Source organism: Rhodopseudomonas sp. G2_2311, assembly GCF_047501505.1.
In the GTDB taxonomy this organism is placed as follows: domain Bacteria; phylum Pseudomonadota; class Alphaproteobacteria; order Rhizobiales; family Xanthobacteraceae; genus Rhodopseudomonas; species Rhodopseudomonas palustris_H.
Map to the genome: position 1 here is coordinate 386,322 of NZ_JAZDRK010000001.1, position 14,591 is coordinate 400,912.

Below are 14,591 nucleotides of genomic sequence, written 5' to 3' on the forward strand. Positions count from 1 at the left end.
ATGCGTATGTGTCGCCACCTCACGACTCGCAGCTTCTCATCGACAAGGTTCTCAGCATGACCACCGCCCTCGCCCCCGGCGCCGCCGATGCGCTGCTGTTCGATCTCGGCCGCGTGGTGATCGACTACGACCTGCGCCGCACCTTGAAGGCGTGGGCCGTCGAGCTCGGCAGCGATCCGCATGCGCTGATGGCCAAGCTGGCGCAGGACGACACCTTTCATCGCTATGAGACAGGCCACGTCACCGATGCGCAGTTCTTCGCCGCCGTGCGCAGCGCGCTCGGGCTGACGCTGACCGACGAGCAATTGCGCGAAGGTTGGAACGCAATCTTCATCGGCGAAATGCCGGGCATCGCACCGCTGCTCGACCGCGCCGCCAAGCAGCTTCCGCTGTACGCGCTGTCCAACACCAACGATGCGCATATCGCGCATTTCTCCGAGCACTATGCCGAGCTTCTGGTGCACTTCCGCGAACTGTTTCTGTCGTCGCAGATCGGCATGCGCAAGCCGCACGGCGAGACCTACGATTACGTCGTCAAGGCGATCGGCGTTGCGCCGCAGCGCATTGTGTTCTTCGACGATCTGGCGGAAAACATCGAAGCCGCGCGCGAGCGTGGGCTGCACGCCGTCCAGGTGCATTCCAGCGACGACGTCGCCCGCACCCTCGATCAGCTCGGGCTGTAAGCGCGCGAAACCGACGACCGACGAGACGTGATGATGACCAACGCTTCTGCCGATCTTGCCTGGGATCATCCCGCCCCGTTCACGCTGCCGATGACGCCTTCGCCGGCCGATATCGACGGCCTCAACCACACCAACAACTCCGTCTATGTGCGATGGTGCGACAGCGTTGGCTGGGCACATTCAGAAGCGCTCGGATTGTCGCTCGCCGACTGGCAGCGGATCGACCGGGCGATGGCGATCCGGCGCGGCGAATACGACTACCTGCTGCCGAGCCATTTGGGCGACGAGTTGCTGCTTGGAACCTGGATCTATGGCAGCGACGGCAAGCTGGTGATGGAACGCCGCTTCCAGCTGATCCGCCTGCGCGACGGCGCCACCATCATGCGCGGGCGTTGGCAACTGGTGTGCATCGAACTGAGCAGCGGCCGCCCGCGCCGCCTGCCGCCGGAATTCGCCAGCGTCTATCTGCCGGTGATGATCAAGGCCGACGACGGCGGCCCAGCGCCGGCAACGACTTAGGACAAGTCTCTTCCGCCCGGCCCGACTTCGTCGTGAGCCGGGGCGAAGGAAACCGCGGCACGCGCGGTATCAGCCTCGAGGCTGATGAACCCGACACGCACCGACGTCGTTGTCGTCGGTTCAGTCACACCGGAGCGCGCCCCTCATGTCCGCAGCGGCCAGCATGTTCGTGCGTCAGTTCTTCCACGGGACACGGGCCGATCTCGGTCCCGGCGAGCTGATCGTGGTCGGCTACCAGTCCAACTTCACCACCGTCGCGCCGCTGTCCTGGGTGTATTTCTCCGGCACGCTGGACGCTGCGATCTGGGGCGCCGAGCTCGCCGCCGGCGATGCGCCGCAGCGGATTTATGTGGTCGAACCGACCGGCCCGTTCGAAGACGATCCCAATCTCACCGACAAGAAATTTCCCGGCAACCCGACGCTGTCCTATCGCTCGAAGCACCCGCTGCGCATCGTCGCCGAAGTGACCAAGTGGCAGGGCCACTCGCAGGAGCGCGTGCAGCAGATGAAGGACGGTCTCGCCCGCCTCAGCGCCGAAGGCGCCGAGATCATCGATTAGCGCTTCAGAAGCACGGCGGCGTGCGCTCGCGCGCAACGCCGCGACCGTTCGCTACTGCGCCGGCAGCGCCCGGCAATCCATCGAGTACACCAGCTCGCCCTTGGCGGTGCGGCCGATCGGCTGGCACGGCGTGGACGCACGGCTCGCCTGTGCGCTCGGCGCTGCCGCAGGCCGTGCGGCTTCGCTCGGAGCCGCGGCCGGCGCTGCTACAGGTGCCGCTGCAGGCTCAGGCGCGGATGCGGACGGCGGGCCGTAGTCACCGGCGTTAAATGACGGCGCCCAGCCTTTGCTCCAGTCGTGGCGCATCCAATACACCGAGCCGAACGCGATGATGCCGACCACGACCATGATCCGCAGGAACCATTTCGGGAAATCTTCCATCTGCCCGCTCCACGTCCGCTCGATGCCTGGAACCGGTCGTACAGGCGAAGACGACGGTTCGACAATAATGATTTAGGCCGACGCGGCGGGACGCCGCGCTCACCGCCGACGCCGGGCGCATCTTGCGCGGGCGCTGCGCGCCACCTAAAGCCGGATCATGACGGTTCGATTTCAACTTGCCTGCGAGGGAGAAGCCCGATGGCTCTGATGCCGGTCGACGACGCGCTGGCCGCGGTGCTGGCTGGTGCGCACGGGCTCGACACCGAGCTGGTCGCGATCGAGGACGCTCACCGCCGCGTGCTGGCGCGCGATCTCGCAGCGCTGCGGACCCAGCCGCCGCAGGCGATGTCGGCAATGGACGGCTACGCGGTGCGCGCTGCGGACGTGGCGGCGACACCGGCAACGCTCCGGGTGATCGGCGAGATCGCGGCCGGCCGCCCCGCGACGATCGGCATCGGCCCAGGCGAAGCGCTGCGCATCTTCACCGGCGGCGTGGTGCCGGAAGGCTCGGACGCCGTGGTGATCCAGGAAGACACCGTGCGCGACGGCGACCGCGTCACCGTCAACGAAGCCGTCAAACCCGGCCGTCACATCCGCCCGGCCGGAATTGATTTCATGGAAGCCCAGGTGCTGCTGCGCCAGGGCCACCGGCTCAGCGACCGCGACCTCGCGCTCGCGGCCGGCATGAACCACGCGGCGCTGCCGGTGCATCGCCGCCCGCGGCTGGCGATGCTCGCCACCGGCGATGAGCTGGTGATGCCGGGCACGACGCCCGCTCCCGGCCAGATCGTCTATTCCAACGGCTACGCGCTGCGCGCGCTGGCGCGCGCCGAAGGCGCCGATGTGATCGACCTCGGCATCGCCGCCGACACGCTGGACGCGACCCAGGCCGCGATCCGGCAGGCGCGCGATCTCGGCGTCGATCTGCTCGTCACCACCGGCGGCGCATCGGCCGGCGACCACGATCTAGTCAAGGGCGCGCTGGAAGCCGAAGGCACCACGATCGCGTTCTGGAAGATCGCGATGCGCCCGGGCAAGCCGATGATGCACGGCCATCTCGGCCCGATGCGGGTGATCGGCCTGCCCGGCAATCCGGTGTCGTCCTACGTCTGCGCGGTGCTGTTCATGGTGCCGCTGATCCGCGCGCTGTGCGGCATGAGCGAGCCAAGGCATGTCCGCGAACCGGCGCTGCTCGGCGCGGACCTTCCCGCCAACGATCAGCGCGAAGACTATCTGCGCGCGACGCTGTCACGCGACCAAACCGGACGGCAGATCGCCACTCCGGTCGACAGCCAGGATTCGTCGCTGCTGGCACGGCTGGCGACCGCGGAAGCGCTGATCGTGCGCCCGGCTTTTGCGCCGGCGGCACCGGCCGGTTCACCCTGCGTCATCCTTAAGCTCCCGCTATAGCGACCCGTGAAAATCCTAGATTTCGATTAAGAGGTTGCGGAACACACCCCGAACAGATAGTGTTCGTTCATGATTTGTTTTCGAGATTCGGCGACGATGACGCTCTCACAAGGGCTCGTGGCCCGAACCGAAACGCACCTCGAACCGGCACATCATCGCCGACTGGGGATTTGCCGATGCTGACCCGCAAGCAGTTTGAGCTGTTGAAATTCATCAACGAGCGACTGAAGGAAGCCGGCGTGCCGCCGTCCTTCGACGAGATGAAGGATGCGCTCGACCTCCGTTCCAAGTCCGGCATTCATCGCCTGATCACCGCGCTGGAAGAGCGCGGCTTCATCCGGCGGCTGCCCAACCGCGCCCGCGCGATCGAAGTCATCAAGCTGCCCGATACCGGCGGGATGCCCGGCAACAGCCGCCGCGGTTTCACTCCGAGCGTGATCGAAGGCAATCTCGGCAAGGTGCGGCCGCCGAGCCCGGCGCCCGCCGAGGATGACCACGATCGCGGCAGCGTCGCGGTGCCGGTGATGGGCCGGATTGCGGCCGGTACGCCGATCGAAGCCTTGCAAAGCCGCAGCCACACCATCAGCGTGCCGGCCGACATGCTCGGCAGCGGCGAACACTACGCGCTGGAAGTGCGCGGCGACTCGATGGTCGAAGCCGGCATCCTCGATGGCGACATGGCGCTGATCCAGAAGAACGACATCGCCGACACCGGCGACATCGTGGTGGCGCTGATCGACGAAGAGGAAGCCACGCTGAAGCGCTTCCGCCGCCGCGGCGCCTCGATCGCGCTGGAGCCGGCCAACGCCGCCTATGAGGTGCGGATCCTGCCGCCGAACCGCGTCCGCATCCAGGGCAAGCTGATCGGGCTGTACCGCAAGTATTGAGGCGCGCAGCGGACAGAGCTGGTCGCCCGCTCTGTCGTCGGCGTGCGGGCCTTTGCGCCCTACTCGTCGCCCACTTGGTCCTGCGGAGCCGGCGTTGCGTCGATCGGCGCACGGCGACGGCTTGAAGGTTCGGTCGAGATAGCCGCGTCCGTCGCGGCCGCTGGAGCCCAAGGCCGGCTCTGGCCGCGAGGTCGGGCGGCCTCCGCCACGAACAGCCCTGGATCATTTCCGCTCCGCCGCAGCGCCAGCGCGCCATTCGCCTGCAATTCGTCCCGGCCGATCACCCGTGCGGCACAATCCGGCGGCGGCTGGCCGGCGGTGACGATCAGCACCGCACGGGCGCAATCGTCGGCGAACCCGTCGGGCCGGAGCGACAGTGCCACCAGCCGTCCGTCGGCGAGCGGCGTGACACAGCCGTCCAGATCGCAGGAGACGCCGGCGCGCAGCGACGCTGCATCCGCGGCGCGGGAATCGGCATCGGCGGCAAGCCACTCCTTCAGCCGAAAGCTATCTGCGCCGCCCTGCATCAGGCGCAGCCGGCCGTCGGCGCCGCGCACCGCGACCTGCCTGCCGTCGCCGGCAATCAGCACCTCCGGCTGCGGCGTCAGCGCCGCCCAGGCAACCGCAGCAACAACGCCGAGCGCCCCGCCCCAGCGCAGCGGCGAGCGGAGCAGCCCGAGCATCACGATACCGAGCGAGGCGACGAGCAATGGGCCGCTACCGAACGCTGTGACGCGGCCGACCGCGCCGGGCAGCGACGCCACCCATTGGGCGACCAGAATCATCCACTCGATCCCGAGTTCCATGATCCGCCAGAACGGCGCATCGAGCCCGAACGGCATCGCCGAGAGCCCGAGCAGCCCCGCCGGCATCACGATCGCCGACACCACCGGCATGGCCGCCAGATTGCTGAGCACGCCATAGGGCGTGATGCGGTGGAAGTGATAGGCCGCGTACGGCATCGTCGCGAAGCCGGCGACCAGCGAAGCCAGCGCCAGCAGTGCAATCTCCCGCCCGCCCCACAGCGCCACCCGCGCCGCGGTCGAACTATCGGCCTGCGCGAACAGCGCCGGCATGCCGATCTGTACCAGCGCCACCAGGCCGAGTGTGGCCGCGAACGACATCTGGAAGCTCGGATGCACCAACGCCTCCGGCGCGATCAGCAGCACGACCAGTGCGGCCAGCGCCAGCGTCCGAAACGTGATCGCACGGCGGTCGACCATCACGGCGATCAGCACCACCGCGGTCATCAGAAAGCTGCGCTGGGTCGCGACTTCCGCGCCCGACAGCGCCAGATAGAAGGCCGCGGCGAGCAGCGCGATCGCGGCTGCGACCTTCTTGATCGGAAACGTCACGGTCAGCCGCGGGATCAGCGCCAGCAGGGCGCGGAGCGCGAAGAACACCACGCCGGCCACCACCGCCATGTGATAACCGGAGATCGACAGCACGTGACCGAGACCGGAGATGAACATCGCGTCGTTCACCGGGGTCGAGATCGCGTCTCGCTTACCTGTGAGCAGCGCGGTGGCGATCGCGCGCGGATCGCCCCCCAGCGACGCGCGGATCCGGGCGTCGATCGCATCGCGCAGGCCCTGCATCACCGCGGCGTAGCGCAAGCGCCAGCCGCCATCCTGCGGCGGCTCGGCGGTGGTAATTGCACCGAGCGCGAAGCCGGACGCGGCGATGCCCTGGAAGTACAGGTCACGCGCGGAGTCGTAGCTGCCCGGTCGCAGCGGCTGAAGCGGCGGCTGCAGCCGCGCCTTCAGCGTCACGAAGCTGCCGACCGCAGGCGCCGTTCCCTTCTTCACCGACAGCCGCACCCGCTCCAGCGATGGTGCCCGCGCCGCCTGCATCTGCGTCACACGCAGAACGAAGCGATCGGTGCGCTCGCGCTCCTCGCGGATTTCGACAAAGCCCCGCAGCTCCGCTGCGAACACCGGCGCGGCCAGCACCGGATGCGCGATCCGCGCAGCTTTCAGCGACGCCGTCGCAAAGCCTGCCACTACGGCCGCCAGCAACAGGACCGGTGCGAAGGCCCGGCTGCGCCGCAGCAGGATAGCCGCGCTTCCGAACACCGCCGCAGTCGCTGCCGCCACCCAGGCAACCGGCTCGTGATCGGCAGCGAAGTACACGGCAATACCGGCGCCGAATGCCACCGGCGTCCACGGCAGCAACCGGCCCGGCCCCGCCTCGGCCCGCGCCCAGTCGCGTAACAGATCAAGAAAAGCCGGTCCCCACGACAGGCCGGACGGCAGCAACGCACCGGCGCCCGCCGGCGCGCCGGTCGGCCATGTCCGTGCTCTGGTCCGATCGCGCCGCTCCACGGCACCCGCCCCCGTCCGCCGCGAGCGGAACAGTGGAGCAGAATGCCTCCGCCGGCAATCACCGGCGGGGCGCAATCAGGATCGGTGGTCGTTCAGCCCTTCGCGACTTCCTTGGCGAAGGTATCGCGCAACCCGATGGTGCGATTGAACACCGGCTTATCCGGTGTCGAGTCACGATCGCGGACGAAGTAACCCTGACGCTCGAACTGCAGCGGCTCGGTCGAGTTGCTCGCCGCCGTCTCCGGCTCGATCCGCGCCTCGGTCAGCACTTCCAGCGACTGCGGATTGAGGTCATCGGCAAAAGTCGCAGCGCTCGGCGCCGGGTTGGCGAACAGCTGATTGTAGATCCGGATCTCGGCCTTCACCGACTGCGCCGCCGGCTGCCAGTGCATCGTCGCCTTGACCTTGCGGCCGTCGGGCGCGTTGCCGCCGCGGGTTTCCGGATCATAGGTGCAGCGCAGCTCGACGATCTCGCCGGCGCCGTTCTTGATCACCTCACGGCACTTGATGAAGTAAGCATAGCGCAGCCGCACCTCATTGCCGGGAGACAGCCGGAAAAACTTCTTCGGCGGGTTCTCCATGAAGTCGTCCTGCTCGATGTAGATCTCGCGGCCGAACGCGATCTTGCGCGTGCCGAGGCTCGGATCGTCCGGATGGTTGATCGCCTCGAGTTCTTCGGTCTGACCTTCCGGGTAGTTCTCGATCACCACCTTCAGCGGCTTTAGCACCGCCATCCGCCGCTGCGCGGTGCGGTTCAATTCCTCGCGGATGCAGAATTCCAGCATGCCGAGATCGACCACGCTGTTGGCCTTGGCGACGCCGATCCGCTTGACGAAATCGCGCAGCGCCGCCGGCGGCACGCCGCGGCGCCGCATCCCGGCCATCGTCGGCATCCGCGGATCGTCCCAGCCGGCGACATGGCCGCCGCGCACCAGCTCGGTCAGCACACGCTTCGACAGCAGCGTGTAGGTGATGTTGAGCCGCGCGAATTCGTACTGCCGCGGCTGCGACGGCACCGGCAGCTTCGACAGCAGCCATTCGTACAGCGGCCGATGATCCTCGAACTCCAGCGTACAGATCGAGTGGGTGATGCCCTCGATCGCATCCGATTGGCCGTGCGCGTAGTCGTAGCTCGGATAGATCGACCATTTGTCGCCGGTGCGCGGATGGTGCGCATGCAGGATGCGGTACAGCACCGGATCGCGCAGGTTGATGTTGCCCGACGCCATATCGATCTTGGCGCGCAGCACCCGCGCGCCGTTCGGGAATTCGCCGGCCTTCATCCGCCGGAACAGGTCGAGATTCTCCTCGACCGAGCGATCGCGGAACGGGCTGTTCTTACCCGGCTCGGTCAGCGTGCCGCGGCTGGCGCGGATCTCGTCCTGCGACTGATCGTCGACATAGGCGTCGCCGTTTTTGATCATCAGCTCCGCCCAAGCGTAGAGCTGCTCGAAATAGTCCGAGGCGTAGAACATGTGCTCGCCCCAGTCGAAGCCGAGCCAGTGAACGTCGGCCTGGATCGAGTCGATGTATTCCTGTTCTTCTTTGGTCGGATTGGTGTCGTCGAACCGCAGATGGCAGCGGCCGCCGAATTCCTGCGCGATGCCGAAATTCAGCGCGATCGACTTGGCATGGCCGATATGCAGATAGCCGTTGGGCTCCGGCGGGAACCGGGTCACGATGGTCCGGTGCTTCCCGCTGTCGAGATCGGCCTGGACGATGTCGCGAATGAAGTCGCGCCCTGCCTCGCCCGCCGCTGTATCTGCCGTCGTCATGCGTCAATCGTCCTACTGGTCGGAACCGAAAGGGGTATCTGCCAAATCCGCCGCCCCGCGCCAACCCCCAGGGGCTGCGCGGACCACTTTAGTTATGCGCCGATCCTGCTATACACCCTGCGCGCCGCTCCGGCGCGTTCCCTTCCCTGCATTTGGTTCGAATGACCCGTCCCGTCGTCACCCGCTTCGCGCCCTCGCCCACTGGTTTCCTGCACATCGGCGGAGGCCGCACCGCGCTGTTCAATTGGCTGTATGCGCGCAAGCACGGCGGCACGATGCTGCTGCGAATCGAGGACACCGACCGTCAGCGTTCGACCCAGGAGGCGATCGACGCCATCCTCGACGGGCTGAAATGGCTCGGGATCGATTGGGACGGCGACACCGTTTACCAGTTTGCGCGCGCAGCGCGGCACCGCGAGGTCGCCGAGCAGCTGCTGGCGGCCGGCAAGGCCTACCGCTGTTACGCCACCACCGAGGAGCTGGCGGCGATGCGCGACAAGGCCCGCGCCGAGGGCCGTGCCAAGCTGTACGACGGTAGCTGGCGCGACCGCGATCCCTCCGAGGCCCCGGAAGGCGTCAAGCCGACCATCCGCCTGAAGGCACCGCTGACCGGCGAGACCGTGATCGAGGATCAGGTGCAGGGCCGTGTCGCCTGGCAGAACGAGAACCTCGACGATTTGGTGCTGCTGCGCGGCGACGGTACCCCGACCTACATGCTGGCGGTGGTGGTCGACGACCACGACATGGGCGTCACCCACGTCATCCGTGGCGACGACCATCTGATCAACGCGGCGCGCCAGAAGCAGATCTACGACGCGATGGAGTGGGAGCTGCCAGTGATGGCACACATCCCGCTGATCCACGGTCCCGACGGCTCGAAGCTGTCGAAGCGCCACGGTGCGCTTGGCGTCGACGCCTACCGCGCGATGGGATACCTGCCGGCCGCGCTGCGCAACTATCTGGTCCGACTCGGCTGGAGCCACGGCGATCAGGAAATCTTTACCACCCAGGAAATGATCGATGCGTTCGACCTGCCGGCGATTGGCCGGTCGGCGGCGCGGTTCGATTTCGCCAAGCTCGAGAGCCTCAACGGTCACTACATCCGTCAGAGCGATGATCACTCTCTCGTGACCCTGCTCGAGGACCTGCTGAAATACATCCCGCAGGGCCCGGCGATTGCGGCGAAGTTCGACGACAGCATCCGTGCCAAGCTCACCCAGGCCATGCCGGGGCTGAAGGAGCGCGCCAAGACGCTGATCGAGCTGCTCGACAACGCCGGCTTCATCTTCGCCGACCGGCCGCTGGCGCTGGACCCCAAGGCGCAGGCGGTGTTGACGCCCGAAACCCGGCAGCTGATCGGCCGGCTGCGCGCCGCGCTGGAGGACGTCACGCCGTGGACGGCGGCGACGACCGAGGCCGCGATGCGGGCGTTCGCCGAGCAGGCTGGGCTGAAGCTGGGTGCGGTGGCGCAACCGCTCCGCGTGGCACTCACGGGACGAACCACATCGCCGGGAATCTTCGACGTTTTGGCGGTGCTTGGGCGCGACGAGTGCCTGTCCCGCCTCGCCGATCAGGCCGCGTAAAAAACCCGGGAAACGGCTCGCGTCCGGCCGCCTTGCAGTGCACACTGCAATGAGCTACGCCTTTCCGCCAGCGCTTCAAGACAACCAGTCTCGCTCGCAAGAGCGCTGCGCATACGGCTGGTTTCGCCAACGAACATCGGGGACCACACGATGGACGCAACGACCAACAACAAAACGGCAACGCTGACGGTTGGAAACAAGAACTTCGATCTTCCGGTGCTCACCGGGACAGTCGGTCCCGACGTCATCGACATCGGCAAGCTCTACGCGCAGACCGGGATGTTCACCTACGATCCGGGTTTCACGTCGACGGCGAGCTGCCAGTCCAAAATCACTTACATCGACGGCGACGCAGGCGTTCTCGAGTATCGCGGTTACCCGATCGAACAGCTCGCTGAAAAAGGCGACTTCCTCGAAACCTGCTATCTCTTGCTGTACGGCGAACTGCCGACCAAGGCGCAGAAGGAAGATTTCGACTACCGCGTCACCCGCCACAACATGGTCCACGAGCAGATGGCCCGGTTCTTCCAGGGCTTCCGTCGTGACGCACATCCGATGGCGGTGATGGTGGCTTCGGTCGGCGCGCTCGCCGCGTTCTACCACGACTCCACCGACATCAACGATCCGACCCAGCGGATGGTCGCTTCGATCCGGATGATCGCAAAGGTCCCGACGCTGGCCGCTATGGCCTACAAATACTCGGTCGGCCAGCCCTTCATCTATCCGAAGAACACGCTCAGCTACGCGGCGAACTTCCTGCGGATGTGCTTCGCGACTCCGTGCGAGGAGTACGTCGTCAACCCAGTGCTGGCGAACGCGCTCGACAAGATCTTCACGCTGCACGCCGACCACGAGCAGAACGCCTCGACCTCGACGGTGCGTATCGCCGGCTCGTCGGGCGCCAACCCGTTCGCCTGTATCGCCGCCGGCATCGCCTGCCTGTGGGGCCCGGCGCATGGCGGCGCCAACGAAGCGGCGCTGGCGATGCTGAAGGAGATCGGCTCGGTCGAGAACATCCCGGACTTCATCGCCAAGGTGAAGGACAAGAGCTCGTCGGTGCGGCTGATGGGCTTCGGCCACCGCGTCTATAAGAACTACGATCCGCGCGCCAAGATCATGCAGCAGGTCTGCCACGAGGTGCTGGCCGAGACCGGTCACCACGGCGACCCTCTGCTCAAGGTGGCGATGGAGCTCGAGAAGATCGCGCTCAGCGATCAGTACTTCATCGATCGCAAGCTGTACCCGAACGTCGACTTCTACTCGGGCATTACGCTGAAGGCGATGGGCTTCCCGACCGACATGTTCACCGTTCTGTTCGCGGTCGCCCGCACCGTCGGCTGGATCAGCCAGTGGAGCGAGATGATCGAAGATCCGCATCAGAAGATCGGCCGTCCGCGCCAGCTCTTCACCGGCGCGACCACCCGCAACTACGTCGAGATCGGCAAGCGCGGCTGATCTCTACACGCACGAACGTCGTTGAAGGACCGGCCTCGCGCCGGTCCTTTTCGTTTCCGGGCTCGGGTCGGTAGAGCAGTCCCTCAATCCGCCGATGAAGCGCTGTGGTGATTACCACCCTTGTGCCGCATCACGTCCAGCACGATATCGGCCGCACGTCCGCTCGGCGTCTGCTCGCCGGTCGACAGGATGTCGTCGATCTTCGCAAAGCCCGCGAGCTGGTGCCGCCGCGCCGGCGTGTCGCCGAGCAGGTCACGTACCGCCGGGGCGAGCCGGTCGGGTACGCAATCTTCCTGGATGAACTCCGGGATCACATCGTCGCCGATCACGAGATTGGCGAGGATCACGGTGCCGGGACGAACGACACGCCGCGCGATCCAGATCTCGACGCTGCCGGCCCGATACGCCGTAACCATCGGCACGCCAGCGATCGCAAGCTCCAGCGTCACCGTGCCCGATTTGGCCAGCGCCGCATGCGCGATCCTGAACGCGGCGCGTTTGTCCTGTTCGCCGACGACGATCCGTGGCTGCACCTCCCAGGACGCAACCGCAGCCCGGACCAGCCCCTCCAGATGCGGCGTGGTCGGCAACACAGCTTCGAATGCGACGCCCTCGTGCTTCAGCCGCGCCAGCGTGTCGCCGAACGCAGCCGCGTGATGGCGCACTTCGCTGCGCCGGCTGCCCGGGAGCACCAAGAGCACCTGCGGGGACGCCTCGCGGCGCGCCTGCTCGGCGGCATTAGGTCGTAGCGAGCCGAACTGCTCGGTGAGCGGATGACCGACATAGCTGCATGGCGGGCCCTGCAGCCGGCGATACTCCGCCGGCTCGAACGGCAGCAGGGCCAACACGTGATCGACATAGCCGAGCATCGCCCGCGCCCGTCCCGGCCGCCACGCCCACACCGTCGGCGAGACGTAGTTCACGATCGGGATTGTCGGATCGCGCTGCCGGACCCGGCGCGCAACGCGGTGGGTGAAGTCGGGGCTGTCGATGATCACCAGGATGTCGGGTTTGGCGGTCAGCACCGCGTCGACCGCGCGGCGGATCAGCTTCAGGATCATCGGCAGCCGCTGCACCACGGCAGCGAAGCCGATGATCGACAGCTCCTCGATCGGAAATAGCGATGCCAGCCCCTCGCCGGCCATGCTGTGCCCGCCGACGCCGGCGAACCGGACGTTCGATCCGAGCCGCGCCCTGAGTTCGCGCATCAGCGCAGCGCCGAGCCGATCCCCCGACTCCTCGGTCGCGATCAGATAGACCGTGCGAACCCGATCCCCGGCCTTGGCAGCGCCGCTCATGCCGGCATCCCAATCGCGAACACGCCGGCCTTGTCGGCGGCAGCAATCATCTCTTGCGGCTCGGCGACGACGGTGTGCCCGGCCACCACGGCGACGCCGCCGAGCTGCGCGGCGATCAGTCCTTCGATGGTTTTCGGCCCGAGCGCAGGCAGGTCGAAGCGCAGGTCCTGACCGGTCTTCGGCGCCTTCACCAGCACGCCGTGGCCGGGCTTGGCGCGGATCCGCCTGGCGTCGCGAAGCTGCGCCACGCGCCGCAGCAGCTCGTCGGTCCCGCCGGTGTCCTCGACAGCAACGACGTGACCGTCGATCACCACACAGCCCTGGCCGATGTCGAACGGGCTGAGCGCCGCCAGCACCGCCCGTCCTTTGACGATATCGGCCTGAACACCGGCATCGGGAACGGCCCGGGTGAGACAGCCTTCTGGCATCAGCACGTCGGTCGCGACGTCTTTCAAACCAAGCAGCCTGAACCCGTGACGCTCGAACAGCCGGCCGACACCCGTCAGCAGGTGGTCGTCACCGCCCCGATAGGCCGCGAGCACCGCCGGGAGCACTTTGATCGCGCCCCAGTCGAGCCGCATGTCCGTCAGCGCCGGCCGCACCAGCGAGCCGATGAACACCAGGTCGCGGCAGCCTTCGGCGCGGAGCAGTCGCAGCAGCCTGCCGAAAGCTCCCATTCGCAGCCAATGATGCCGGTACGCGGTGACGCGTTCGGCGTCGCAGCTTCCCTTCAGCGCGAACAGCACCGGCGTCAGGCCGCGCGCAGCGAGCGAGTCGGCAACGGCGAATGGCAGCGTGCCGCCGCCGGCGATGATGCCGACGGGCGCGCCAATCTGCAGTGATGGATCAGTCATGGCCGCGCCGACCGCAGGTCAGGCGTCGTCGCCGTCATTGACGGCCGCACCGCCCTCACGCGCCATGCACAGCGCGACACGCGCACCGCGACCGCCGCGGCCCTTGATGTCGTCGATGAACGTGACGATCTCGGCGATCGCCGGATCCTCCGCCGTGCGCGGGCGCACCCGTTCGAGCCGTTCGGCGAGCGGACCGCTGCTGTAGAACAGGTCGTTGAAGAACGAGCGCACAATCGCGAGCCGCTCCTTGGTGAACTTCCGCCGGCGCATGCCGACGATATTCAACCCGGCGAGCTTCGCATAGATGCCGTTGGCGAGCGCGTATGGAATGACGTGGGTGCGCAGCCCGCTCATGCCGCCGATCATCACCTGAGGGCCGACCCGGGTGAACTGCTGCAGCACCGTCATGCCACCGATGAAGGTGAAATCGCCGATCTCGCAGTGACCGCCGAGGGTCGCGGCATTGGCAAAGATCACGTCATTGCCGACGATGCAGTCGTGGCCGACATGACTCGCCGCCATGAAGAACCCGCGGTCACCGACGCGGGTGACGCCGCCGCCGCCGACCGTGCCGGTGTTCATCGTCACGTTCTCGCGGATGGTACAGGCGTTGCCGATGATCAGTGTCGTCGGCTCGCCCTTATAGCCGGTCGACTGCGGCGCGCCGCCAAGCGAGGCGAACGGATGGATGGTGCAGCCTTCGCCGATCGTGGTGTGGCCGGTGACGTTGACGTGGCCGATCAGCGTCGTACCTGCGCCGATGCTGACGTGCGGCCCAATGGTGCAGAAGGGCCCGATGGTCACGTCGTCGCCGATGACGGCGCCGTCTTCGATACGCGCAGTCGGATCAATTGTGCTCATTC

At 66.9% G+C, this 14,591-nt stretch carries 13 protein-coding genes; 7 read left to right on the top strand and 6 right to left on the bottom strand.

Annotated features, from left to right (window positions below):
• Window positions 1-56 precede the first annotated feature (56 nt).
• From VRZ08_RS01920 to arr, 3 genes are all read left to right on the top strand, one after another.
• Window positions 57-683, top strand: a complete 627-nt coding sequence (locus tag VRZ08_RS01920) for an HAD family hydrolase (protein WP_164634926.1) — start codon at window positions 57-59, stop codon at window positions 681-683.
• A gap of 30 nt (window positions 684-713) precedes the next feature.
• Entirely contained in the window at window positions 714-1,202 is a 489-nt protein-coding gene (locus VRZ08_RS01925; protein ID WP_414531405.1) for an acyl-CoA thioesterase, read from the top strand.
• Between the two features lie 145 nt (window positions 1,203-1,347).
• Window positions 1,348-1,761, top strand: coding sequence for an NAD(+)--rifampin ADP-ribosyltransferase (arr, locus tag VRZ08_RS01930; RefSeq protein WP_414531406.1), 414 nt, complete (start codon window positions 1,348-1,350; stop codon window positions 1,759-1,761).
• Window positions 1,762-1,812: 51 nt separating this feature from the next.
• Here the strand turns inward: arr and VRZ08_RS01935 are convergent, their stop codons facing one another.
• Window positions 1,813-2,142, bottom strand: coding sequence for a hypothetical protein (locus VRZ08_RS01935; protein WP_414531407.1), 330 nt, complete (start codon window positions 2,140-2,142; stop codon window positions 1,813-1,815).
• Window positions 2,143-2,340: 198 nt separating this feature from the next.
• On the opposite strand from VRZ08_RS01935, the gene glp reads away from it, so the two are divergent.
• Together glp and lexA are read left to right on the top strand one after the other, a co-directional pair.
• Window positions 2,341-3,552 carry a gephyrin-like molybdotransferase Glp gene (gene glp / locus VRZ08_RS01940; RefSeq protein ID WP_414531408.1) on the top strand — a complete coding sequence of 404 codons (1,212 nt, stop codon included), beginning with the start codon at window positions 2,341-2,343 and terminating at the stop codon, window positions 3,550-3,552.
• Between the two features lie 176 nt (window positions 3,553-3,728).
• Complete coding sequence (lexA, locus tag VRZ08_RS01945) at window positions 3,729-4,439, top strand: transcriptional repressor LexA (protein WP_107344803.1); 711 nt, start codon at window positions 3,729-3,731, stop codon at window positions 4,437-4,439.
• A gap of 59 nt (window positions 4,440-4,498) precedes the next feature.
• Here the strand turns inward: lexA and VRZ08_RS01950 are convergent, their stop codons facing one another.
• Window positions 4,499-6,763 (bottom strand): ComEC/Rec2 family competence protein, encoded by a 2,265-nt coding sequence (locus tag VRZ08_RS01950; RefSeq protein WP_414531409.1) that lies wholly within the window; start codon window positions 6,761-6,763, stop codon window positions 4,499-4,501.
• 92 nt (window positions 6,764-6,855) lie between these two features.
• Window positions 6,856-8,538 (bottom strand): glutamine--tRNA ligase/YqeY domain fusion protein, encoded by a 1,683-nt coding sequence (locus tag VRZ08_RS01955; protein WP_414531410.1) that lies wholly within the window; start codon window positions 8,536-8,538, stop codon window positions 6,856-6,858.
• Window positions 8,539-8,699: 161 nt separating this feature from the next.
• Between VRZ08_RS01955 and gltX the strand changes: the two genes are divergently transcribed.
• Both gltX and gltA read left to right on the top strand, forming a co-directional pair.
• A complete protein-coding gene (gene gltX / locus VRZ08_RS01960) occupies window positions 8,700-10,121 on the top strand; it encodes a glutamate--tRNA ligase (RefSeq protein ID WP_414531411.1) in 1,422 nt (473 codons plus the stop codon).
• 150 nt (window positions 10,122-10,271) lie between these two features.
• Window positions 10,272-11,576 carry a citrate synthase gene (gene gltA, locus VRZ08_RS01965; protein ID WP_414531412.1) on the top strand — a complete coding sequence of 435 codons (1,305 nt, stop codon included), beginning with the start codon at window positions 10,272-10,274 and terminating at the stop codon, window positions 11,574-11,576.
• Between the two features lie 83 nt (window positions 11,577-11,659).
• Here the strand turns inward: gltA and lpxB are convergent, their stop codons facing one another.
• The 3 genes from lpxB to lpxA are packed head-to-tail and all read right to left on the bottom strand — an operon-like array spanning window position 11,660 to window position 14,589.
• On the bottom strand, window positions 11,660-12,874 hold the full coding sequence (gene lpxB, locus VRZ08_RS01970) for a lipid-A-disaccharide synthase (RefSeq protein ID WP_414531413.1): 1,215 nt from the start codon (window positions 12,872-12,874) through the stop codon (window positions 11,660-11,662).
• Entirely contained in the window at window positions 12,871-13,728 is an 858-nt protein-coding gene (locus VRZ08_RS01975) for an LpxI family protein (RefSeq protein WP_414531414.1), read from the bottom strand. Before VRZ08_RS01975 ends, lpxB begins: the two co-directional genes overlap by 4 nt.
• An 18-nt stretch (window positions 13,729-13,746) precedes the next feature.
• Window positions 13,747-14,589 (bottom strand): acyl-ACP--UDP-N-acetylglucosamine O-acyltransferase, encoded by an 843-nt coding sequence (gene lpxA / locus VRZ08_RS01980; RefSeq protein WP_414531415.1) that lies wholly within the window; start codon window positions 14,587-14,589, stop codon window positions 13,747-13,749.
• Window positions 14,590-14,591 lie beyond the last annotated feature (2 nt).

Bases quoted from the DNA above. Each gene is read 5' to 3' on its own strand.
- VRZ08_RS01975 (WP_414531414.1), bottom strand. From the start codon at position 13,728: ATGACTGATCCATCACTGCAGATTGGCGCGCCCGTCGGCATCATCGCC.
- VRZ08_RS01955 (WP_414531410.1), bottom strand. From the start codon at position 8,538: ATGACGACGGCAGATACAGCGGCGGGCGAGGCAGGGCGCGACTTCATT.
- lpxB (WP_414531413.1), bottom strand. From the start codon at position 12,874: ATGAGCGGCGCTGCCAAGGCCGGGGATCGGGTTCGCACGGTCTATCTG.
- gltX (WP_414531411.1), top strand. From the start codon at position 8,700: ATGACCCGTCCCGTCGTCACCCGCTTCGCGCCCTCGCCCACTGGTTTC.
- VRZ08_RS01925 (WP_414531405.1), top strand. From the start codon at position 714: ATGATGACCAACGCTTCTGCCGATCTTGCCTGGGATCATCCCGCCCCG.
- VRZ08_RS01920 (WP_164634926.1), top strand. From the start codon at position 57: ATGACCACCGCCCTCGCCCCCGGCGCCGCCGATGCGCTGCTGTTCGAT.
- gltA (WP_414531412.1), top strand. From the start codon at position 10,272: ATGGACGCAACGACCAACAACAAAACGGCAACGCTGACGGTTGGAAAC.
- lexA (WP_107344803.1), top strand. From the start codon at position 3,729: ATGCTGACCCGCAAGCAGTTTGAGCTGTTGAAATTCATCAACGAGCGA.
- glp (WP_414531408.1), top strand. From the start codon at position 2,341: ATGGCTCTGATGCCGGTCGACGACGCGCTGGCCGCGGTGCTGGCTGGT.
- arr (WP_414531406.1), top strand. From the start codon at position 1,348: ATGTCCGCAGCGGCCAGCATGTTCGTGCGTCAGTTCTTCCACGGGACA.
- lpxA (WP_414531415.1), bottom strand. From the start codon at position 14,589: ATGAGCACAATTGATCCGACTGCGCGTATCGAAGACGGCGCCGTCATC.
- VRZ08_RS01935 (WP_414531407.1), bottom strand. From the start codon at position 2,142: ATGGAAGATTTCCCGAAATGGTTCCTGCGGATCATGGTCGTGGTCGGC.